Annotated in this window: 19 protein-coding genes; 14 read left to right on the plus strand and 5 right to left on the minus strand. The window is 51.5% G+C overall.

The features are described 5' to 3' along the window. Nucleotides 1-31 precede the first annotated feature (31 nt). Genes F822_RS12875 through F822_RS12890 form a run of 4 tightly spaced genes read right to left on the minus strand, consistent with a single transcriptional unit; the run spans nt 32 to nt 3,485 of the window. A complete protein-coding gene (locus F822_RS12875) occupies nt 32-532 on the minus strand; it encodes a peptidylprolyl isomerase (RefSeq protein ID WP_025041584.1) in 501 nt (166 codons plus the stop codon). A gap of 8 nt (nt 533-540) precedes the next feature. Then, nucleotides 541-1,143, minus strand: a complete 603-nt coding sequence (locus F822_RS12880; protein ID WP_025041583.1) for a peptidylprolyl isomerase — start codon at nt 1,141-1,143, stop codon at nt 541-543. Between the two features lie 48 nt (nt 1,144-1,191). Further along, on the minus strand, nt 1,192-2,466 hold the full coding sequence (locus F822_RS12885) for a L,D-transpeptidase family protein (protein ID WP_231623516.1): 1,275 nt from the start codon (nt 2,464-2,466) through the stop codon (nt 1,192-1,194). Continuing rightward, nucleotides 2,433-3,485: a nuclear transport factor 2 family protein gene (locus F822_RS12890; protein ID WP_025041581.1), complete on the minus strand. Its 1,053-nt coding sequence runs from the start codon at nt 3,483-3,485 to the stop codon at nt 2,433-2,435. Before F822_RS12890 ends, F822_RS12885 begins: the two co-directional genes overlap by 34 nt. A gap of 87 nt (nt 3,486-3,572) precedes the next feature. On the opposite strand from F822_RS12890, the gene cysS reads away from it, so the two are divergent. The 12 genes from cysS to glk all read left to right on the plus strand — a co-directional run bounded on the left by cysS (nt 3,573) and on the right by glk (nt 18,068). Beyond that, nucleotides 3,573-4,973, plus strand: coding sequence for a cysteine--tRNA ligase (gene cysS / locus F822_RS12895; protein WP_025041580.1), 1,401 nt, complete (start codon nt 3,573-3,575; stop codon nt 4,971-4,973). 350 nt (nt 4,974-5,323) lie between these two features. Further along, nucleotides 5,324-5,716, plus strand: coding sequence for a DUF5675 family protein (locus F822_RS12900; RefSeq protein ID WP_025041579.1), 393 nt, complete (start codon nt 5,324-5,326; stop codon nt 5,714-5,716). A gap of 213 nt (nt 5,717-5,929) precedes the next feature. After that, nucleotides 5,930-6,448 carry a hypothetical protein gene (locus F822_RS12905; protein WP_025041578.1) on the plus strand — a complete coding sequence of 173 codons (519 nt, stop codon included), beginning with the start codon at nt 5,930-5,932 and terminating at the stop codon, nt 6,446-6,448. A gap of 205 nt (nt 6,449-6,653) precedes the next feature. Next, nucleotides 6,654-7,370: an EI24 domain-containing protein gene (locus F822_RS12910; protein WP_025041577.1), complete on the plus strand. Its 717-nt coding sequence runs from the start codon at nt 6,654-6,656 to the stop codon at nt 7,368-7,370. Nucleotides 7,371-7,561: 191 nt separating this feature from the next. Further along, the gene (locus F822_RS12915; protein ID WP_025041576.1) at nt 7,562-9,316 is read left to right on the plus strand and encodes a hypothetical protein; all 1,755 of its coding nucleotides are present in this window, start codon (nt 7,562-7,564) and stop codon (nt 9,314-9,316) included. Between the two features lie 195 nt (nt 9,317-9,511). Next, entirely contained in the window at nt 9,512-10,069 is a 558-nt protein-coding gene (locus F822_RS12920) for a DUF488 domain-containing protein (RefSeq protein ID WP_036576282.1), read from the plus strand. A gap of 89 nt (nt 10,070-10,158) precedes the next feature. Beyond that, nucleotides 10,159-10,605, plus strand: coding sequence for a hypothetical protein (locus F822_RS12925; RefSeq protein WP_025041574.1), 447 nt, complete (start codon nt 10,159-10,161; stop codon nt 10,603-10,605). Nucleotides 10,606-11,823: 1,218 nt separating this feature from the next. Then, nucleotides 11,824-13,863, plus strand: coding sequence for a CTQ-dependent lysine 6-oxidase LodA (gene lodA, locus F822_RS12940; protein ID WP_025041571.1), 2,040 nt, complete (start codon nt 11,824-11,826; stop codon nt 13,861-13,863). Between the two features lie 6 nt (nt 13,864-13,869). Beyond that, on the plus strand, nt 13,870-14,982 hold the full coding sequence (lodB, locus tag F822_RS12945) for a lysine-epsilon-oxidase maturase LodB (RefSeq protein ID WP_025041570.1): 1,113 nt from the start codon (nt 13,870-13,872) through the stop codon (nt 14,980-14,982). 174 nt (nt 14,983-15,156) lie between these two features. Next, nucleotides 15,157-16,281 carry a DNA recombination protein RmuC gene (locus F822_RS12950; protein ID WP_025041569.1) on the plus strand — a complete coding sequence of 375 codons (1,125 nt, stop codon included), beginning with the start codon at nt 15,157-15,159 and terminating at the stop codon, nt 16,279-16,281. Between the two features lie 12 nt (nt 16,282-16,293). Next, the gene (locus tag F822_RS12955) at nt 16,294-17,067 is read left to right on the plus strand and encodes a M90 family metallopeptidase (protein ID WP_025041568.1); all 774 of its coding nucleotides are present in this window, start codon (nt 16,294-16,296) and stop codon (nt 17,065-17,067) included. Further along, nucleotides 17,064-18,068, plus strand: coding sequence for a glucokinase (glk, locus tag F822_RS12960; protein WP_025041567.1), 1,005 nt, complete (start codon nt 17,064-17,066; stop codon nt 18,066-18,068). Before F822_RS12955 ends, glk begins: the two co-directional genes overlap by 4 nt. Nucleotides 18,069-18,110: 42 nt before the next feature. On the opposite strand, the gene F822_RS12965 is transcribed toward glk, so the two are convergent. Next, nucleotides 18,111-18,407 (minus strand): NnrS family protein, encoded by a 297-nt coding sequence (locus tag F822_RS12965; protein WP_331458285.1) that lies wholly within the window; start codon nt 18,405-18,407, stop codon nt 18,111-18,113. Nucleotides 18,408-18,913: 506 nt separating this feature from the next. On the opposite strand from F822_RS12965, the gene greB reads away from it, so the two are divergent. Together greB and F822_RS12975 are read left to right on the plus strand one after the other, a co-directional pair. Further along, nucleotides 18,914-19,543 carry a transcription elongation factor GreB gene (gene greB / locus F822_RS12970; protein WP_025041565.1) on the plus strand — a complete coding sequence of 210 codons (630 nt, stop codon included), beginning with the start codon at nt 18,914-18,916 and terminating at the stop codon, nt 19,541-19,543. A gap of 19 nt (nt 19,544-19,562) precedes the next feature. Next, nucleotides 19,563-20,390: a TrmH family RNA methyltransferase gene (locus tag F822_RS12975; protein ID WP_025041564.1), complete on the plus strand. Its 828-nt coding sequence runs from the start codon at nt 19,563-19,565 to the stop codon at nt 20,388-20,390. The last annotated feature ends 21 nt before the right edge of the window (nt 20,391-20,411 follow it).

The raw sequence follows: 20,411 nt of genomic DNA on the forward strand, positions 1-20,411 counted from the left end.
CTTAACGGATGACCCGGAATATAAATAGCGACTACTTATTTTCAACCACTTCCGCTTTCAGCAATATCACATCTTCCGATGGCACATCCTGATGACCATTTCGGGTGCCTGTCTTTACCTTCTTGATCCTGTCCACCACATCCTGGCCTTCCACTACCTTGCCAAACACGCAATAGCCGAAACCCTGGGAAGTAGGCGACGTGTAATTAAGAAAACCATTGTCCTTGACATTTATAAAAAACTGTGCTGTAGCGGAATGTACGTCGGATGTGCGTGCCATGGCAACTGTATATTTATCATTCTTGAGGCCGTTGGCAGCCTCGTTCTGAATCGGGGCGCGAACCTGCTTCTGGTTCATGCCCGGTTCGAATCCGCCTCCCTGAATCATGAAATCGTCGATCACCCTATGGAATATCGTATTGTCATAAAAGCCGCTGTTCACATAGTCTATAAAATTCTGAACGGTCAGCGGCGCCTTTTCGCTGTCCAGTTCGAGAGTGATATCGCCGTGATTGGTGTGGAGTTTGATCATGTTTGTCCTTATTTTCCAGGCAAAGTGGTGCCGGCAGCCGGCCCCTCTGTGACAAGTTTGATTTCATCGATAATTACTGTTTTTTTAGGTACGTCGCTTGGGAATGGTCCTCCAGAGCCCGTCGGCGTACCGGCAATCTTATTGACCACCTCCATCCCCTGGATAACTTTGCCGAACACGGTGTAACCATAGCCTTGCTGAGTCGGTGCAGTGTAATTGAGGAACCCGTTATTGGCTACGTTAATGAAGAATTGGGCAGAGGCCGAGTGCGGGTCCGAGGTGCGGGCCATGGCAATCGTTCCAATCTCATTTTTCAGGCCGTTGGCCGCCTCATTCTCGATGGGCTGTCTCGCCGGTTTCTGCTCGAAGGCCTTGTCGAATCCGCCGCCCTGAATCATGAACCCGGGAATTACACGATGAAATACAGTGCCCTTATAGTGACCGTCTTTCACGTAACGCAGAAAATTATCTACGGTTTTAGGCGCCTTATCGGGGTAAAGCTCCAATATTATATTACCAAAATTGGTCTTTATTTCAACCTGGGGATTAGCTGCGTGAGCAGTCGTGCTGAACAGAAGCGAGAAAGCAGCAAGAAGCTTGATAATATGCATAGGTGTAAACGCAAAGTAGTCGATAAAAATGTTTGATCGGTTCCGAAACTAGGCTGTGCCTTCATAAATGATCTTCCAGGGACCATTTTTTTGCTCCCTCATCCAGTACTGACGTTTCTTCATTTTGTTGGAAAGGTTGCTGCTGGAATATTCCTGATCGAAATTGACCACCACCAGATCGTCTCGTCCAGGATAAAGAAAGATGCCGATATTGCTGATTTTCACTTTGATCCAATTCTTGGCAGTATTAACTTGGCGCTTGTGCCGCGACCATTCAGCCAGGCTCTGACCACCGCTGAAAAAATCCCGGCCGTAATGGCCGATATACGCCTCGGTGTTTCCACCTTCCCAATCGCGCCGCCACTTTTCCAGATGTTGTACCAGTTTGCTGCGCAAAGCAGTTTCGGCACCGGATTTTACCCATTCTACTTCGTTGCTGATAATCACGGGTGTTATCCCGACTTGCAGCGCCGCACCTACGCTACGTAAATCCTGATTGGCCAGCACGACGCAACCATCGCTGGCACGGGGTGGCCGACTATAGGTGTCCGATGGCGTGCCGTGGAGCCAGATGCCAAAACCACTTCGTCCATGCCGCTTGTCCCATTCGTTGGGGTAATTGAGGGGAAATGCGCCCCCTCCATAAAAATCGGTGAGTTTCTCGCGAGGCACATTGGCGGTAACAAAATATACACCGACCGGAGTTTTCTTGTCTCCTTCCTTCAGTTTCTGAGTTCCATTCTTGCCGCTGCTGATGTAATAATCGGCAAGGTAACGAGGTTGGCCACCTACATTCTGATAAATGTACAGCCGGGATTTCCCAGTGTCGGCAACAATTGCATATTTTTGTTCCGGCGGCATTTGCACAAGATATTTCGGCGCCATGTTAGGTGGAACGGGTTCCTGGTGACGCAGCAGCCGGGCTCGTGCTTCATCGCGTAAATCGGCAATGTTCTGCTGCGAGACCCCGGCAGTATCACCAATATTACTGATCGGGCGAGAACGAGCCAGTAGCAGGTCACCTTTAATCAGGTGAGCAAGCCGAAAATTCGGATTGGTCTTGAGCACTTGCTCGACTCCGCTTAAAGCGGAATCCATACGGCTCTCCGCAATTTCCTGCATGCTTTTGACCAGCATGGTTTCCGGGCCGGTGATCGATAGTTCCGGCAAGGCCGAGTGATCGCTCGCCAATGCGCCAAAGGCCAGGAAACCAAACGCGACTATGACGCCGGCGGTAGCCGTGGTTGTACCTGATCGAATGTGCTTGGGGAAAGCCGGACCGGCCGATCTCATCGCCCGGCTCGCTCCTGCTGTATCAGCCATTTTTCCCCTGTCTTGACCAGCTCAAGTGTCTTGGTTGTATTACTCCTGATTGCATCGGAGTGGTACGATTGCTTGAAACTTACCCTTGCGTGCGTGGTATCGATCAAGTTTACTTTGGGGTTGGTAATGGCGACCTGGATAGATTTTGGTTTTCCGATGCGTTCTCGGCGGGTTTTTTCCCATGCCGCATGCGACGAACCGCCCTGAGGACGGAAACTGCTCGCGTAGAATGCCAGATAGGCCGCGACATTCTTATCGGACCAGGCTTTGGCCCAGGCCTCTATCGTCTTGATAACCTCATCCGATTCGTCCGGAACAGCGGGTTGGACTTTCGGCCCCGATTGTTCCGCAGAGGCGGTCTTCCCGGCTGTTGGTTTTTCCGACTTTTCTACAGTTTTTTCCCCTCTTTTTTCCGGAACTTTCTCCATGGCTATTGCGGGAGCGCCAGTTGCCGGCGCAGAGGAAACAGATGGGGAAGATGCAGTTTGTATTTCTTTAGGTCTCCCTGTAAACAAGTCCTTGATCATCGCAAGCTTGGTTTGCGCAGCGGCGTTACCCTTGTCCAGTTGCAATGCCTTGCCATATGCCTGACTTGCCATCTTTGCATATACGTCCCCCAGATTCTCATGCGCAGTCGCATAGCTGGGGTGGGTGCGTATCGCCGCTTCGAGCGCACCCTTGGCTTTGTCATACTGGCCCTGGCCGGCATAGAGCACCGCGAGGTTATTGTATGGCTCCGGCAGATCCGGGTATTCTTCTGCGAGTGAAGAGAATATACCGATGGCGTCCGCGGTCTTATTTTGTTCAGTCAGTATCAGGCCTTTCTGGAAGCGCATCTGTGCATCCTTTGGCTTGAGGGCGAGGTAAGCATCTGCTTGCTCCAGCGCCTTGGCGAAATTGCCCTGCTTGTAGAGTTTGGCAACTGTATCGTTCTCATCGGCAAGCGCAGCGGGATTCGACAGCAGCAGCACGGCAACTGCCATTAATGCGTTTATGAGGGGAAAATCCAGCATTTTCATTGTGCTATACTGCTCCGATTTTTGTTGGGTTGTCCCGGAATCTCCGGGATTCTACCAAGAAGCCTGTCTAATTCACAATCTTGCCAGATGCTCAAAATCCATAACTCGCTTGCCAGGGAAAAACAGGACTTTGTTCCCCTCGTTCCCGGCAAGGTCAAAATATATGTCTGCGGCATGACGGTCTACGACTATTGCCATCTTGGTCACGCTCGCATGATGGTGGTATTCGATATGGTACAGGGCTGGCTTCGAGCGAGCGGTTTCGATGTGACATACGTACGCAATATAACCGATGTTGACGATAAAATTATCAAACGGGCTCAGGAAAACAGCGAATCCATCGATGCGTTGACCGATCGTTTTATCCGGGCTATGGAAGAAGACGCCGCTGCGCTCGGTGTCGCGCCGCCTACATGTGAACCGCGAGCCACTCGGCATGTGGAAGATATGATTGGCATGATTCGAATTCTGATGGAAAAAAACCTTGCCTACGCGGCGCCCAACGGCGATGTTTATTATGCGGTGCACAAATTTCCCGGCTACGGAAAGCTTTCCGGAAAATCGCTGGATGATTTGCGTGCGGGGGAACGCGTAATAATCGATCCATACAAAGAGGATCCGCTGGATTTCGTATTATGGAAAGCCGCCAAAGCCGGCGAGCCGCAATGGGATTCGCCCTGGGGCAGTGGGCGTCCCGGCTGGCATATCGAATGCTCGGCAATGGCAGAACGTTATCTCGGCGAACACTTTGACATACATGGGGGTGGCCAGGACTTGCAGTTTCCTCATCATGAAAACGAGATTGCGCAAAGCGAAGGCGCGCATGACCATCCTTTCGTGAATTACTGGATGCATAACGGCTTCGTGCGTGTCAATGATGAAAAGATGTCCAAGTCGCTGGGCAATTTTTTTACCGTACGCGAGATTCTTGCTCGCTATCAACCGGAAGTGGTGCGTTTCTTCATTCTTCGGGCGCATTACCGCAGCCCGCTGAACTATTCGGATCAGCATCTTGACGATGCCAAGCGCGCGCTTGATCGGCTTTACACTGCGCTGAAAGGAAATGAAGCCGGTGACGCTGCGGCCCCCATAGACTGGCAGGCACCTCATGCACGCCGTTTCAGGGAAGCGATGGATGATGACTTCAATACGTCCGATGCGATAGCGGTGCTGTTCGATCTCGCGAACGAGGTCAACAAAACCGGATCACCACGGGACACGGCGCTGATGAGAGCGCTGGGCGGCGTGTTGGGATTATTGCAACAGAATTCACAGCAATATTTTCAGGACGACGGACTTGCAGGTGATTCTGTATTCACGCCGGAACGTATCGAGCAACTGATTCAGCAACGCCTCATTGCCCGGGCAAACAGAAATTATAGCGAAGCCGATCGTATTCGCAGGGAATTACTGGACGCCGGCGTTATCCTGGAGGATGGACCTCAGGGCACTACCTGGCGCAGGGAAACAAGTTCTTCTATCCTTTAACCTAAATCCGGTAGTTGGACGGGGTGAAGTGTACGGTTTTTGGGGTGCAGGGCAAGGCGCAACGACGCGGAATGGTTGTTCCATTCCAAGGAGTTGCAACGCAGCCATGTGCCCCAGAAACTGTGCAATTCTCCCCGTAGCGCCCTCACCCGGAAGGTGAGCGTCAAATAATATGAAATATTGTTATTAATCATAACACTGATATATTAAATGAGCGATCAACTACCGGATTTAGGTTTAATATTCGGCAAAGGATATTTTTATAAAAATTTCAGCATCGATCATCAGAATCGTCCGTTACACTTGATGTTCCATTTCCATGATATCCCAGAATACAAGGACAGCCAAAAATGGAGTTGCAAATTAAAAGGACAGATTTCTCTGAAGAGAGCACGATTGGCGAGCTATCGGTAAATGGCGTGTTTGAGTGCTACACCCTTGAAGATAAAGTCAGGCCGGTCAAAATTGCCGGAAAGACAGCCATACCATCCGGCCGCTATGAAGTGATCATCAATTTCTCACAGCGGTTTCAAAAACAGCTTCCGCTTCTTCTGAATGTGCCGAACTATGAAGGCGTCAGGATACATAGCGGAAATACGGCCGCAAACACGGAAGGATGCATATTGGTCGGTGAGACGAAAACCGACAATTTCATCGGTGAAAGCCGATGGGCCTTTAATCGGCTATTCGAAAAACTGAAGATTGCGTCGGAAACCGAAAAAATATTCCTGGAAATAGCCTAGCAGCCTGTCGGACTTGAATAATCGCAGCGAAAAGTGACTGGATGAGGGCGGATTTTGAGGGATTTGGAAGGTCAATAGTTATTCTATTGGCCGAAAAAGCGGTGAACTATGAACCGGCCAGACGCTTTTGCAGCCGATTTCCTTTAAGTCCGCCAAGTTGCCAGCGGCGTGAACAGGGCTCAGTTGATAACAAGAATTAATGGTCGCTTTCCTATGTTGAGTTTCTTCAAAATGCTATTGCTCGGCTCCGCTGTATGGTCTTTTTGTGCGCTTGCACAAACCGGGATCATGCCGTTTTCGCACGAGAAAACGTATTTGCTGCCCTCGGGCCAAAAGGTTGCTGTCACATTCCGCGAGCGCCAATGCAAAAGCGGAGAATGCCCTGAGGCTGACGCGGGCACATGGGGCGTGGATGGTGGTATACCAAAGTTTGTTACTGAAACATTCCTTATCTTCATAGACAGTAAACAATTTGTCATTCCCGAGAAATTCTATAAAGATCTCACTAATATGCGCTCCCTGGACGTTTCTGAGCAGAGCGGGCAGGTTATCCTCGAACTCAAGGGAGGCGATGCCGCCGGTGCGTATATGGCACGCTTTAAACTGGGTGGCATGTGCGGGTTCGAACGAAAAATCTGCGGCGAGGTGTGCGAGGAAATCTGGGAGCATACTACCTGGTACAACTCCTTTGCATACGACTGGGACCCGGGTTGCGAAAGTGGAATTCAATGACCTGGCGTACGTTATAGCGAATACTTGTTGGAACGTCTCGGCGACGTTACGTTTTGAAATTCACGGTTGATGGGTGAATTCACAGATTGATGTGCGCAGGCCCGAGGTGGCCTGGACATAACATCACGGCGATCCAATCGTTGTAAAGGTTCGGCGAAAATTAAGGGCTGCATTGACACCGAATAAGACCTGAGAAGGAGAACGCGTGACCTCGGTATTCGAAGCGCTTTCGCGCGCGTTCCGCGATTTATTCCAGTTTCAGGTTTTGTGGATCGTCATCTGGCCCATCCTGGCGGCTAGCCTGTTGTGGTTCCTGTTAGGCGTCGCATTCTGGAGTACGTTCTCGGGATGGATTGCGAGCGGCCTCACGGCGATCGGCATTCAAACCTGGCTCGAAGGCGTCGAACCAAGGTGGGTCGCCTACGGGATTCAGGCAATCGCACATCTGATTCTGTTTGTGCCGCTCGTTTTCATTACCGCGCTGGTGATCACCGCCTTATTTGCGATGCCCGCCCTGATTCGTCTGGTGGCTGATCGTGACTGCCCGCATCTTGAACGCAAAAACGGTGGCGGTTTCGCCGGCAGCTTGCTCAATGCGCTGATTGCCCTCGGAATATTCGCCGCTATTTGGCTGATCACGCTTCCTTTGTGGTTGATCGGGGCAGGCCTGGTCATACCATTTGTCGCCACGGCGTATTTGAACCAGCGCCTGTTCCGTTATGACGCCTTGGCGGAGCACGCCAGCCAGGACGAAATGCGCGCGATATTTTCCTCCCGGCGGTCGTTACTGTGGGGCTTGGGGCTCCTGACCGGCCTGGTACAATTTATACCGATTCTAAACCTGTTCGCACCAGTGCTGACGGCGCTGGCCTTCATTCATTTCGGTTTGGCATGCCTGAAAAACTTGCGTTCACTGCCGTGATCGCAATTCGCGTGCGGGTCTACAGCAGCGAGCGGCTTGCCTGACATTTCATGTCAAACTTATCTCGGCACCGTCCGTCCCATGAGCAGCCCGATTTTTCGTCTATAGTGTTACTACCGGTACATAATGTCTTAAATAACCGATGTTGCGCTGCCAATTGCTGAACCAACGATTACCAGGGGGTAACGTTTATGCAAGTTCATTTTATTCTTCGTTTAATCACGTTGGGATTGGTGGTGACGACTGGGGGCATTGCCGCGTTTGCCCAAGCGGAAGAACCAGGTTCGGCATCTGTGTCATCGGGGTCCGTTCATAAGCATCACGAACAGCGGGATCAGCCGGACACTGATGATAAAGCCGCGCCGAGGCTGCTGAACCTTGGCTCGCATACCTTTCCGGTCAGTACACGAAACAAGCTGGCGCAGAAGTATATCAACCAGGGATTGAACCTGTCCTACGCATTCAACCATGCCGAGGCGGGCCGCTCTTTCCGGGAAGCGGCGCGGCTCGATCCTTCGCTGGCAATGGCGTATTGGGGGCAGGCGCTCGTGCTCGGCCCCAACATCAATGCAGCGATGGCACCCGAGAGCGAAGCGCTCGCCCTGGAGCTCGTGCGAAAAGCCGCCGCGCTTCGTTCGAAAGCATCGCCCCGCGAACGGGCGCTTGTCAGCGCGCTCGAGAAGCGCTATAGCGGCAACCCCGAGCAGCGGAAGGCGAACGATAAAGCTTATGCAAACGCGATGCGGGATGTGCATGAGCGATTCGCAAACGATCTCGATATCGCAACGCTCTATGTCGAGTCGATGATGGACCTCAACTCATGGGGTTACTGGATGCGCGACGGCTATCCGCTTGAGGGAACTGCTGAAATCGTAGCACTGATCGAATCTGTCTTGCAGCGCAATCCAAACCACCCAGGCGCAGCACATTTTTATATCCATCTCGTCGAATCGACCAGCACGCCCGAGCGGGCGGAAAAAGCGGCGGATACGCTGCTTACACTGATGCCGGCTGCCGGGCACGTGGTACATATGCCGTCACACATCTATCAGCGGGTGGGCCGATATGCGGACTCAATAAAGAGCAATCAACTCGCCATGGCAGCGGATGAGGCGTATCTAGCCCATCGCCATGCACAAGGGATGTACCCGATAATGTACACCCCCCATAATATTCACTTTCTGTGGTTCGCGGCAACGGCGGATGGCCAAAGCCGGTTGGCGATCGAATCGGCACGGAAGGTAGCGGGAACCGTCAACGATACGGCTTTAGCGGGGGTGCCGGCGACAGCGGTGTTCCGGATTGTGCCGTACTGGGCGTATGCGAGGTTCGGAAAATGGAATGAGATTCTCCAGGAGCCCGCGCCACCGTCGACGAATGCGTTTTTGAAGGGTGGCTGGCATTACGCACGCGGCCTCGCGTTTGTCGCGACAAGGCAGTTGCAGCAAGCCGAGCAGGAGTTGGGCGCGTTGCTTGAGATCATGAAGAATGGATCGCTGGATTGGCCGCTCTTCTCGCTCAATACCGCGCGCGCAGTTTTAAGTATCGGCCCTGAAGTGCTCGCAGGGGAGATTGCCTCTGCCCGCGGACAGTTCGATACCGCTATCGCGCATCTTGAACGGGCGGTCCGCCTTGAGGATAGCCTGGCTTATACGGAACCGTCGGAATGGCAGTCTCCACCAAGGTTGGCACTGGGCGCTATCCTGCTCGAATCAGGGCGCCCAGCCGAAGCGGAAACGGTGTATTGGGAAGACCTGAGACGAAATCGTAACAATGGATGGGCATTTTATGGCTTGTTGCAAGCGCTCCGCTTGCAAAACAAGGATGATCAGGCGGCGCATATCGAGGCGCGTTTCAAAAAGGCTTGGGAGCGTGCCGATGTGGAACTCAACGCATCCCGCTTCGGGTGCATTTCAGCACCTCCGGCAGGAAAGGCGCCACAATAGGGTATGGATGAGGCACGCGGGGATGCCTTGGAGAGAGTCTCGTCCGCTCTCTGTAATTGCTTCGTGTATAAGAGGAGAACGTTGGCGTAAGTGCTGGACTTGCTTTCATTGTCCTTCGATGTTTTTCATGGTTGAGTGTTTCTGGTGCCTACGTACCGATAGAAGATAACAGCGAGCGGGGAAGAAGCTAGCGCCATGAGTAGACAGCAATCAGCATCCGAGCCTTTGATATGCACAATCGGGCATTCCACGCACCCATTGGACGAATTCGTTGGTATATTGAAAGCGAACGAGGTCACGCATATCCTTGATGTGCGCACTGTGCCGCGGTCCCGGCATAATCCGCAGTTCAATAAGGAAACGCTGCCCGGCTCCCTGAAAGTAGCAGGTATCAAATATACGCATATGCCGGGGCTGGGCGGGCTGCGGCATGCGCATAAGGATTCGATCAACGGGGCCTGGCGCAATGCGTCTTTTCGCGGATATGCTGATTACATGCAAACGCCGGAATTCGCCTCGAATGTGCAGGATGTGATGGAACTTGCCGAGAAGGAACGGTGCGCACTGATGTGTGCCGAAGCGGTTCCGTGGCGCTGCCACCGTTCGTTGATCGCCGATGCGCTTACCGTGCGTGGGGCGCGGGTTGAAGATATCATCAATACGCAGGGCCGGAAGGTACATGTGATAACGCCCTGGGCACAAACGGATGGCTTGAGAATTTTCTATCCTCCGCAAGAGAATCTGCCGTTGTAGTAAGAGTTTAATAGATAAGGATGGTTGCCGCGCTCATAATGCGGGTCATGAATAACGAAGTGAATCAATAGCAGGGGAGTAGCTCAATTATGAAAATTTTGTGTGTTCAGTGCACAGCATTTATTGCCTTCATGATGCTGGTTCCGCAGCCTGCCACAGCATTTGAGGACAGCCGGTCGGGACAGCAGGAACCGGACAAGAATCAGGTAAAACAGCGAGGGCAGCAAAATGGTGACCCGAAGCCATGGGAGGCGAGACCATGGGATCCGAAGCCGTCGGTATCCAAACCATGGGAATCGAGGCCATGGGACTCGGCTTCGGAAGAGGTGAGGCCGAAGGATTCGAGGTCGGACGAAGCACGGAAAGCGACGGAAGAGAGACGCCGGGTCGGTAGAAAAGCCAGGAAGGAGCGGGCGGAAAAAAAGGAAGATACGGCAGAAGTCAGCAGCTATCAGGATCGCGTCAAGCAACGTCAGAACAAATGGCAAAGGCACCAGATGGAAAGCGAGCGATATTATCCCATGGGCATGAGGTAACAAATCGGCGCAATAATTACCCGCTAATTTGATGGGTTGGAGTGGGGCGCGTCGTGCCCAACATCCGGGAACTGCGACCAATTGCTCACCGCTGTGTCCGAGCCCGAGATCTATGCAACGCTGCCAACCGGTTTGGGTTTGCTCGGATTGATGTCGCATGCCGCAAGAGTGTTTAAGCAGGCTTGATCCTGAGCCACAAGGAAGCGGTTTCTCTTTTGCGACTTTCTCGTTTCAGCCAAGCCATTGTCCCTTATCGGATCTGCTCTGCTCATGGAAGCCAAGCAATTGAATAGAGACATCTGCGACGTTCGGCAGGATACCGGATAATACGCCCGAGCGTACGGCCAGTCTTTTTGCGAAATACCGTTCGAACCGTCAACCGACGCCGCTTCTGCCACCGCCGCGATAATCCGATCCTTCGAGACGCGCGCGAGATAATTTTCGAGTTCCCGCCAATCCTCCATCTTTATCACCGGTCTATATAACAAACGGAGTGTGCGGGTCTAATATGCATAAGCACCTTTGATAAGTGGATTATTCACTTACGGAGGGGTTTAAGCTCGCCGAGATCCCGGTGCGATGAGGCAGCTGTGTCCGTGTTCTCAAGTGAAATCTGATCCTTTGCCGGGTCATTCGGAGAGGGTATTACTCCGGTCTCGTTCCTGATTCGTGCACCACATTCTGGATACCCTTTCCAGCATCCAATGCGATCGCCACTTGTCGTTATTTTTTGCCCATACCCCTCCGCTCGTCATCTTGAGTCAACAGCGTTTCCCAAAGCTTGCCCATGAAGCCCGCTTCTGCGTGCATCACGCAGGCCAGGATCGATACGAATGCCTTCTATTTAATTCCCGTGAGCAGGTCAAATGGTCAAATAGAAGCTGTTTATTGCTTCTTATTCTCGATTTGACGCTCAAGGAAAGCAACTAAACTCGACCAACTCTTGGGGTCAAAAAAATGTCAAGGCCCGCGAGACGTGATAAAGAACATTAACAAAAAGACAAAAGGAAACGAACATGGGAATCTCAATTCGCATCAGGGCAGGGGCAAATACAGCGACCTCCAGCCTCAACGCTTCGGGAAGCGTTCAATAAACTCAACCATAGAGCAGGGCAAGTTGAAAAGCATAATTGGGCTAATGCACGTTAGCTGGATCTAGCTAATGGGGTTTTATTGGTAGAGTGGTTTTATTCATTTATACAAAATGGAGATGCTGTCATGCAATGCAGGATACACCCCTCGATTGGGGTAGCACGTTTAGGGAGTAGCAAAGGTCAGTTTTGTCTATCACCAGAATCGATCGGTGGTTTGCCTTTTGAAGCGGATCAATACGGCAATAAGCAAGGCACTATTGTCCATTTTAAAGACGACGTTGGCCAGGTACGCAGGCAAGGTCAGCCTTTTAAAGTGTACCAGGCCGATGGCAGCGAATTGACATTGAATTCCGCTAATGTCGAGTCCATCGAGTGGACGGTACATCTGGCCAATAAAAAAGCCGCTTGGTACCAATATGCAGAATTGAAAGGAAATTTGCTTTATGGTGAAAATAACAGTTATCAAAGTCGTGGCGTCGCATTACGTAACCCTAATGTGAAAGATGATGATCGCAGAAAGCTGATTGTGGACCCAGGGCCGCGAAGCGTGTCGGGAGCGCGTCAAACGATTGGTTTTGATAAAGGCTCTGTACCAGACGGCTATCCGGCGACGTACCCGTCGGAAGTCGTTCTTTACGGTAATCACGTAACCACGCTGGGCAACTTGATCACAGACGATGCAGGTCGCCTGATCGTGTTGGGCGCATATGGCAACGCCGGTGGCAATGCGCCTCTTACCAGTTATGGTGGGTCAGACACATGGCACGACGATATCGCGGATGGGCCGGTTTATTGCAAAATCACCTTTAACGACGGATCGCCCGCACAAGAATTACAGGCGTGGGTAATTGTTGGTTCACCGGATTTCGCGCCGGAGATTGTAAATATTTCTACGCTGAGCGACACGATGTTTGATGTAGGCGTTCGGTGCTTTAACCTAGTTCCGGAGATGTACGTCAACGGTGCTTTTTGTGAATCGTTCCAGGCGAATTATCAGCGTGACATATTGCCGATTATCCAACGCACCGGACGCTATCAATGGGTGGCTAATGTTCAATCCATGATGGCGTTTTCATCCAATGTTTTTGACTTTTCTGACAGCAGCGACGCGAATAAAGCCAATCGCCAACACTATTTCTCGTTTTTTCGGCAGCCAGACGATAAGCAGAACCCGTCTTCCGATCAACCGCAGCAAATATTGTTTAAAGAAACTGTGGGAGGGCATTTTCCACAAATGCCGTTGAACTCCGGCAGTAATTCGGTGAGTAATGACATCATAGAAAAATTTTTAGCGCTTAACGAAACCCAGTATTTTTTACTGAGCCAATGGGCCAATGGAAATTTTGTAAGTGATCCTGTTTTCAAGCCTTACAACGTTGATGTAATGGATGAAGCCGGCGTGGGTAATTGCGTTGGGCTGCCGATGTGCCCGGGTATAGAAGTGACCTGGAGCTTGCAAAACAAGAATATCTACTCTGCGCCTTATGTTATCCAGGATCAAAAAGGTAAAAATGGATACAACCAAACGGGTTTGTCACCTTCGCGGGATGAGTGCGAAGGGGGTGGCTGTGAGCCCGGTGATTTAACCAAAAGAATGGCGTGCCCATGGCAAGCTGATTTTTTTCAGTGTACGGTCCAGTACGTAAATTTTACAGACCCCAACGTGAATAAATCAGAGCAGAAAGTACCAATGCCTCCAACCTACTATACGTATTGGTGGCCACCACAAAGCCCCTGGGATGTATTAACCGGCGATCTTACCGCCGAAGGCCAGGCTAAATCTCATATGCCTGCAGGGCAGCAAATGAATTACGCGCGCGGCATTAATACGTTTGTGCAAATGGTGGAGCATTGGTCGGCATTGGCATTTATTCGGGATTCCAACCCGCAAGACACAGGCTTCCCATACTTCACAGAAACAGAGCGCAACCACGAGCTGTTCTCTTATCAAGACGTGGGTGTGGGCCTTATAAGCGGAAATCCAGAAGACAACGAGACCCAGATTCCCGTTTTTTATATCGAAAAAAAGAAAGACGTAATTAAAGCCAAGAGCCTGCGTGCTGCAAAAATGGTGGAGTTTCTCGAACAACGCGCATTTAAACCCATTGAAGTTGCCAGTGGTGGTTTAGGCATGCCTCGCTCCGGTACGCGCAGTAGGCGTTAACGGGCGGTGGACGGCATTGTTCATCAAACCGATACGCTGATATTCGGCGGAGGCCCTGCTGGGGCCTCCGCCGCACTTGCTCTCCTTAATTACTCAAGCTCTGATGTTATATTGGTTGAGCAGTCTGATTTCAACCAGGTTCGCGTGGGAGAGCAGGTTTCGGCGAGCATTTTCAGCCTGATGGATTATTTGATAATTGACAAAGATGAATTTGACGAGGGGAGTTTTATTCCCTCTTACAGTGGCACATCGTATTGGGGCAGTGATAGGCCTAATTGCCGTGATTCAATATTCACGACCGAGCAGGCCAGTTTTCAATTGGATCGTGAACGATTCGATTTTAAATTGGTTGAACAGGTTGTTCATCGAGGGGGACGCATATTTCCACGAACCAGGTGTATGTCAGTTGATAAACTCGATAATGGCGGTTGGCGAATCCAACTCAAGCATCCTACGCAAGGTGTATTTTATGTCGAGGCAAAGTTTTTGGTGGATGCAACCGGCCGAAACGCAAGCATATGTAAACGGGTAGGCGCTGCCCCAAGGAAATTGGATAATCTGGTGGGCGTAGGAACTTTTTTTAACCATGACCCGCAAACGATGCTCGCCCATGAATATTTAATTGAGGCAGCCGAACTGGGGTGGTGGTATAGCGCTTTATTACCCAATAATACGATGGTGGTAACTTTGTTCTCCGATGCCGATATCGTATCGCATCATCGACTGCATCAAGGCGATAACTGGGCAGCATTGTTACAGCAAACGAATCACGTCAAGATGCGGGTTAAGGGCGCGTCAATATGCTCAAATAAGCCTTGGGTTCGCAATGCTGCGTCACAGATAACGGATTTCTCGTCGTGCAAAAATTTTATCGCGGTTGGCGATGCGGTCAGCGCGTTTGACCCGATATCATCAATGGGTATTGGTTTTGCAATTTCCACCGCGTGTCAAGCGGCCAGTCTTATTGCAAATAACTTGACTCGAAATACGATAGACACATTTGCATCCTACCAGCTTGATATAACAAACCATTTCAACAGCTACCTTGAAACACGCAATAAATTTTATCAGCACGAATGCCGTTGGCCTAAGTCAGACTTCTGGAGCCGGAGACATTAAGAAATTTGGCTCTGTTGCAAAAAAGGACAAACCAGAACTGCGCCCTTGATCTGATTGATTAAGCGCTGTAGATGCCGGATTGCCTTTCAATGAGGCGAATTTCTCCTGTGGCGCCCTGGACATATTTTCCATATGTCCAGTTGTCCTATTTTCTCCGGTATACTCTACAACATCATGCCCGGACCCCTGCTGATTATTGCTTCCGCCGCCATATTGCTTGTCACCATGGCTTTTCTGGTGATCAGGCTCAGCATGCTTTCGACAATGGTGCGCGAACTGTTGGGGCATCAGGCGAAGTCGATGGAAGACAAACACCGCGACATGCTCAAGGACCTGCACGAGGGATTGGCGAAGCAGGGAGACCGATTATCGGAGGCGCTCGGTAAAACCTCCGAGCAGTTGCGCGGCACGGTAGAGTCGCGATTGGACCAGATCAGCGGCCATGTTACCGAGCGTCTTGACGAAGGGTTCAAAAAGACTAACGAGACTTTTACCAGCGTCATGACGCGGCTTGCGACTATTGATGAGGCGCAGAAAAAAATAGATAGCCTCACCACCAATATGGTGAGCCTGCAGGAACTTTTGGGTGACAAACGTTCCCGCGGCGCATTCGGCGAGGTGCAACTGGAAGCGCTGGTTCGCAATATTCTGCCTGCTGCCGCCTATACGATGCAGCACACGCTTTCCAACGGTAGCCGTGCCGACTGCGTGTTGAGGCTTCCTCCACCGACCGGCATGGTGGCGGTGGACTCAAAATTTCCCCTTGAAAACTTCCATCGCATGTTTGACCGCCATGCGGATGAAGCCAGCCGGGCATTGGCCCAAAAGCAATTCAAGGCGGACGTGAAGAAGCATGTGGATGATATCGCCGGCAAATATATTCTGCCGCCGGAAACCTGTGATGGCGCAGTGATGTTTGTGCCGGCGGAGGCCGTTTTTGCCGAAATCCATGCTTATCACTACGATGTGGTCGATTACGCCATGCAGAAGCAGGTATGGATAGTCTCACCGACGACCTTGATGGCGGTGCTGAATACTGCGCGCGCGGTGTTGAAAGATATCGAAACTCGCGAGCAGGTGCATATCATCAAGGATGAACTCTCCAGGCTCGGCAAGGATTTTGCCCGATTCGACGAGCGCATGAAGAAGCTTGCCGATCATATTCGCCAGGCTAACCAGGATGTGGAAGAGGTACATGTTTCGAGCCGCAAGATCAGCCAGCGCTTTGCCCGGATCGATGCGGTGGAACTGGAAGCTCCAGAAGTGGAAACCCCTGTGCTGGAACCCGGCGATGGCTGATTCCGAATCTCTATGCTTTCGAACTTCAAAGCCTGGTATCGTCGCCGTATCCTTAAAAATGAATCCATACCTGATGATACCTGGCAGCAGGCCGTAACGCGCCTGAGATTTTTGCGCGGCCTTGATACGGCTGAGTTAGAGCGATTGCGTGAATACGCCACCCTGTTTCTTCATTCAAAGCAGATAAGTGGCGCGCACCGGTTGGTCGTCACCGATGAAATGCATGTGCTGATCGCAGCGCAGGCTTGCATTCTGATCCTGAATCTCGACCTGGATTACTACGATGGCTGGGTCGAAATTATCGTTTATCCCGGCGAATTCATCCGCAACTATGAGTATGTGGACGAAGATGGCGTAGTGCATCATGCGGCCGAGGCCGTATCGGGCGAATCGTGGCTCGGCGGGCCCCTGATTCTTTCCTGGGAAGATGTTTCTGCTGCTGAAGCTGAGTTGGGGTACAACGTCGTAATACACGAGTTTGCGCACAAACTCGACATGCTGAACGGAGATGCCAACGGATTCCCGCCATTGCATGCGGATATGAGCCAGCAGGCATGGAGCGAAGCTTTCAATGAAGCTTATGCAGATTTTTGCAGACGCGTCGATGCGGATGAGGCGATAGAAGTGGATCCTTATGCGGCCGAGGATCCCGCGGAGTTCTTCGCAGTAATGAGCGAGGCATTTTTTGAAATACCCTTGTCGGTAAAGCTACATTTTCCTGGGGTATATGAGCAGTTGGCGCTGTTTTATCGTCAGGACCCTGTCCAACGTTGGAGAAAATCGTGACTGGATATTACATCAGCGGTGATATTGGCGGAACCAAGACATTGCTACAGGCAACTGAACTGAAGGACGGTGACGCTCAGGTATGCTGCGAACGCCGTTATGCCAGTCAGGAATACGCCTGTTTTTCCGATATGCTGAGGGAGTTCTTGCGGGAGACAATGGCGCTGGGCATTGGCTCCAACCCCGTAAGCGCCTGTTTTGCGGTGGCGGGACCGATCACGCAACAGGTGGCGAATCTCACCAACTTGCCCTGGGTGATGGATAGCGCAGCTATCACCAAAGAATTTTCCATTCCTGTGGTTAAGCTCATCAACGATTTTAAAACCGTGGCATTGGGTATTGAAACCCTGCCCGAGAGTGACCTGGCAACACTGCAGGCAGGGAAGCCTTCTGCTATGGAGCTTCGGGTTACGCTTGGTGCAGGCACGGGCATGGGTGTGGCGTGGCTCATATGGCAAGACGGCCGCTATATACCTTTGTCCAGTGAAGCAGGCCACATGGATTTTGCTCCCGCGGATGAATTGCAGGATCGCCTGCTCCAATATTTGCGGAAGAAATTTGGCCATGTATCGATCGAGCGGATACTATCAGGACCGGGATTGACCAATACTTTCAATTTTCTGCAGACGGACTTGAATAGCACGCCGGCGCTGGTGCAGGTGCGGCTGAAGCCCGATGGCGCGGCGCAAATATCAGACCTGGCTTTCAATCACAAGCATCCCATCGCAATGAGAGCGATGGATTTATTTGTCGAGATCTATGGTGCTTATGCCGGGAATCTGGCACTAGCGGGCTTGTGCCGTAATGGTGTGTATGTGGCGGGCGGTATTGCTCCCCGGATCATCGATAAGCTGAGAGAAGGCGGTTTCATGAAAGCGTTTCGCGACAAAGGGCGTTTTTCCTCGTTGATGGAGGATATCCCGGTGCATGTGGTCATGAATCCAAAAATCGGACTGCTGGGCGCTACCCAAGAAGCGCGGCGGATTGCCGGAAATAATTAATGACCATGATGCCGCGTGATATCGTTGTCACTCGACGAGTGATCAGCCCGGTTTATCATCGATCCGCAGTCGCCAGTAGAGGGGAACATGGCGAACTGCCCAGAGTGTGAAGCAGATCAGCCAGGACAGCCCCGCCAGGAGGTATAGAGTCATGGTAGCTGTACCGAAAGTGTCAGGCAAAAGATCGGGAAATATCCGCAGCAAAACTACGGCCTGAAACGCGATAAACAGCAGCCAGGTAAATTTGTCCAGCGCCAGCAAGTTTCCCGAATGCCCAAGCGTGACACGCGAAGCCATGCCCAGCACCATATTCGCGAAGTATCCGATTGCCAGCGCAATATCATGGCGCCCAGCGAGATCGAGTACCTACCATAACAGTGTGACACACCTTGCAGAGCTCCAGCCAGAAACAGGCCATGATGCGGTGCTGCAGCGAGACGGTGCCAAACAGACGGGCTGTTATTCATAGATGGAGTAGCCAGGATAAGCTGGTTTACTTGAGAGCGGATATTATCCTAAATCCGGTAGTTGACCGCTCATTTGATAGATCAGTGTTATGATTAATAACAATATTTCATATTATTTTGACGCTCACCTTCCGGGTGAGGGCGCTACGGGGTGAATTGCACAGTTTTTGCGGCACATGGCTGCGTTGCAACTTCTTGGAATGGAACGACCATTCCGCGTCGTTGCGCCTTGCCCTGCACCCCAAAAACCGTACACTTCACCCCGTCCAACTACCGGATTTAGGATTATTACGGCGCTGTAACGATCCAATAATAGCGGGCCTGAGCCTGAAGGTCAGCTGTTTTAAACATCAATATTTTCGGGCGCGACATCAGAATATGAGCAAAGCGTTTACCAAGGAAACAGAACCGGCTGATGACCTTGAGGAAGAGGTTATCGACACCCCATCTTCTTTACCTGCCGGTAGTAGAAACTATATCACCCCCGGCGGCCATGCACGGCTGATGGACGAGTTTCAATGGCTGATGAATAAAGAGCGTCCCCATGTGACCGTTACAGTATCATGGGCCGCCAGCAATGGCGACCGTTCGGAGAATGCCGACTATATTTACGGCAAGAAGCGCCTGCGCGAAATCGACCGGCGTATACGTTTTCTGACCAAACGCCTGGATATGGCGGAAATAGTAGACCCGGCCGCCCCAAGAGATGACGAAACCCGTATTTTTTTCGGCGCAACCGTTACGTTCGCCAATGAAAAAGGCGACGAAAAAACAGTTGCTATCGTAGGCGTGGATGAGATCGATACTTCCAAAGCCTACATCAGCTGGATTTCACCCATGGCACGCGCATTGATCAAGGCGCGGGAAGGGGATGTGGTGACATTGCACGCGCCGGGTGGGACTGAAGAACTGGAAATTCTGGAAGTCAGATACCAGACGATTCCGATGGAACCATTCGGAAAAGCGGATGAGGCTGAAGTGGGGGTGGTTGATACAAATAGCCGCTGAAGCTATTCGCAGTCTAATCATGAAATTTATCAGTTCCCGCGATAATCCATTCTTCAAGAAAATGATCAAACTGGCCGGGTCTGCACAGCAGCGCAGAGCAGCCGGCTTGACACTGCTCGATGGCGTACATCTGGTCTCTGCCTATCGTGTTGCACTGGGACAGCCGGAAGTCCTCATCATGAGCGAGTCGGGTGGGGAAAGCGCGGAAATAAAACGCTTACTGGAGGAATGGAAATCCAGGGAAAGCTTGAGCTTGGTTATGCTGAGCGATTCGCTGTTTCGCGAGGTTTCTCCAGTCAAGACGCCAACCGGTATCATGGCGCTGGCACGCATCCCCTCGGCCGAAACCATCCTCATACGTAAAACTGCAAGGAATCAAAACAAGCGTGGAGGAAATGAAGGTTTTTGCGTATTGCTCGAAGCCATACAAGACGCTGGAAACGTCGGCTCCATACTGCGCTCTGCCGCCGCCGCAGGAGCGACGGATATTTACTTATCCAATGATTGCACGGATGCGTGGTCACCCAAGACGCTGCGCGCCGCGATGGGTGCGCACTTTTTTCTGCATATTCACGAACAATCCAATCTACCGGAAGTGGTGCGTGCATTTAGCGGCAAGGTAATTGCTACCAGCCTGAGAGCAAAAAACAGTCTCTACCAGACCGAATTGACGGGGCCGATCGCACTGGTGTTCGGTAACGAGGGCGTGGGCTTGTCTGATGCGATGCTGCAAGTAATCACTGACGAAATCAGCATTCCCATGCCCGGTGGAACGGAATCATTGAACGTGGCGGCAGCGGCGGCGGTATGTTTTTTTGAGAGAGTAAGGCAGATGGAAACGGCCTGAGAAATATTCAGCTTCAGATTT

Origin of the sequence: Nitrosospira briensis C-128 (assembly GCF_000619905.2) — a bacterium.
Taxonomy (GTDB): domain Bacteria; phylum Pseudomonadota; class Gammaproteobacteria; order Burkholderiales; family Nitrosomonadaceae; genus Nitrosospira; species Nitrosospira briensis.

Excerpts from the sequence above, each read along its gene's own strand:
- F822_RS12875 (WP_025041584.1), bottom strand. The coding sequence starts at position 532 with ATGATCAAACTCCACACCAATCACGGCGATATCACTCTCGAACTGGAC.
- F822_RS12880 (WP_025041583.1), bottom strand. The coding sequence starts at position 1,143 with ATGCATATTATCAAGCTTCTTGCTGCTTTCTCGCTTCTGTTCAGCACG.
- F822_RS12885 (WP_231623516.1), bottom strand. The coding sequence starts at position 2,466 with ATGGCTGATACAGCAGGAGCGAGCCGGGCGATGAGATCGGCCGGTCCG.
- F822_RS12890 (WP_025041581.1), bottom strand. The coding sequence starts at position 3,485 with ATGAAAATGCTGGATTTTCCCCTCATAAACGCATTAATGGCAGTTGCC.
- cysS (WP_025041580.1), top strand. The coding sequence starts at position 3,573 with ATGCTCAAAATCCATAACTCGCTTGCCAGGGAAAAACAGGACTTTGTT.
- F822_RS12900 (WP_025041579.1), top strand. The coding sequence starts at position 5,324 with ATGGAGTTGCAAATTAAAAGGACAGATTTCTCTGAAGAGAGCACGATT.
- F822_RS12905 (WP_025041578.1), top strand. The coding sequence starts at position 5,930 with ATGTTGAGTTTCTTCAAAATGCTATTGCTCGGCTCCGCTGTATGGTCT.
- F822_RS12915 (WP_025041576.1), top strand. The coding sequence starts at position 7,562 with ATGCAAGTTCATTTTATTCTTCGTTTAATCACGTTGGGATTGGTGGTG.
- F822_RS12920 (WP_036576282.1), top strand. The coding sequence starts at position 9,512 with ATGAGTAGACAGCAATCAGCATCCGAGCCTTTGATATGCACAATCGGG.
- F822_RS12925 (WP_025041574.1), top strand. The coding sequence starts at position 10,159 with ATGAAAATTTTGTGTGTTCAGTGCACAGCATTTATTGCCTTCATGATG.
- lodA (WP_025041571.1), top strand. The coding sequence starts at position 11,824 with ATGCAATGCAGGATACACCCCTCGATTGGGGTAGCACGTTTAGGGAGT.
- F822_RS12950 (WP_025041569.1), top strand. The coding sequence starts at position 15,157 with ATGCCCGGACCCCTGCTGATTATTGCTTCCGCCGCCATATTGCTTGTC.
- F822_RS12955 (WP_025041568.1), top strand. The coding sequence starts at position 16,294 with ATGCTTTCGAACTTCAAAGCCTGGTATCGTCGCCGTATCCTTAAAAAT.
- greB (WP_025041565.1), top strand. The coding sequence starts at position 18,914 with ATGAGCAAAGCGTTTACCAAGGAAACAGAACCGGCTGATGACCTTGAG.
- F822_RS12975 (WP_025041564.1), top strand. The coding sequence starts at position 19,563 with ATGAAATTTATCAGTTCCCGCGATAATCCATTCTTCAAGAAAATGATC.